This is a genomic window from Malikia granosa, assembly GCF_002980595.1.
In the GTDB taxonomy this organism is placed as follows: domain Bacteria; phylum Pseudomonadota; class Gammaproteobacteria; order Burkholderiales; family Burkholderiaceae_C; genus Malikia; species Malikia granosa.
The window spans coordinates 1-1,461 of the sequence record NZ_PVLQ01000115.1; the positions used below are offsets into that span (position 1 = coordinate 1).

General features: G+C 68.9%; 1 protein-coding gene. It reads right to left on the bottom strand.

The features are described from left to right. Position 1 precedes the first annotated feature (1 nt). Positions 2 to 1,461, bottom strand: a 1,460-nt coding sequence (locus C6P64_RS17020) for an acyl-CoA synthetase (protein ID WP_105749727.1), incomplete at its 5' end; no start/stop codon positions are given.

A 1,461-nucleotide genomic window follows, 5' to 3' on the forward strand; every position in this document is an offset into this window, starting at 1 on the left:
GTCATTCGATCGCGCTGGCCGACTTGATCTGGCTGCGCAGCACGAACTTCTGGATCTTGCCGGTCGAGGTCTTGGGCAGCGCACCGAACACCACCCGCTTCGGCACCTTGAAGCGCGCCAGCAGCTGGCGGCAGAACTCCAGGATCTCGTCGCCGCTGGCCTCGGCCCCTGGCTTGAGCTCGACGAAGGCGCAAGGCACCTCGCCCCAGCGCGCGTCCGGCATCGCCACCACCGCCGCCAGCATCACCGCCGGGTGCCGGTGCAGCGCATCCTCGACCTCGATCGACGAGATGTTCTCGCCGCCCGAGATGATCACGTCCTTGCTGCGGTCGCGTATCTTGACGTAGCCGTCCGGGTACATCACCGCCAGGTCGCCGGTGTGGAACCAGCCGCCCGCGAACGCCTCCTCGGTCGCCCCCGGGTTCTTCAGGTAGCCCTTCATCACCACGTTGCCGCGGAAGAAGATCTCGCCCATGGTCTCGCCATCGGCCGGCACCGGCTGCAGCGTCTCGGGGTCGAGCACCGCGACATCCTGCTGCAGCGGATAGGGCACGCCCTGGCGCCCGTTGAGCTGGGCCCGCTCCTCGATCGACAGCCCCTCCCAGTGCGCCTGCTTGGCGCAGACCGCCGCCGGCCCGTAGACCTCGGTCAGCCCGTAGACATGGGTCAGGTCGATGCCGACGCGCTCGCAGCCCTCGATCACCGCCGCTGGCGGCGCCGCACCGGCGATCAGGCCGTGCAGCTTGTGCTCGATGCCCGCGCGCAGCTCGTCGGGCGTGTTGATCAGCATGCTGTAGACGATAGGCGCGCCGCACAGGTGCGTGATCTGGTGCTCGCGGATCAGCTCGAAGATCAGCGTCGGGTCGACCTTGCGCAGGCACACGCTCGCGCCCGCGATCAGCGCCATGGTCCAGGGGAAGCACCAGCCGTTGCAGTGGAACATCGGCAGCGTCCACAGGTAGGTCGCATGGTGCGGCAGCTGCCAGGAGATCACGTTGCTCGCCGCGTTCAGGTAGGCGCCGCGGTGGTGCGTGACCACGCCCTTGGGGTTGCCGGTGGTGCCCGAGGTGTAGTTGAGCGCGATCGCGTCCCACTCGTCGCCCGGCAGGCTCCAGACGTAGTTCGGGTCGCCCTGGGCCAGGAAGGCCTCGTAGCTGATCTCGCCCAGGTCGTAGCCGGGCGGCGCGCTCAGGTCCTCGACCTCGATCACGTAGGGGCGGTGCGTGCCGCACATGGCCAGCGCCTTGACCATGACGGGCGAGAACTCGCGGTCGGTCAGCACCACCTTGGCCTCGCCATGCTGGAGCATGAAGGCGATGGCCTCGGCGTCGAGGCGGGTGTTGAGGGTGTTGAGCACGGCGCCGGTCATGGGCACGCCGAAATGGGCCTCGAACATGGCGGGCACGTTGGGCAGCATGACGGCGACGGTGTCGCCGCGGCCGACGCCACGCGCGGCCAGGG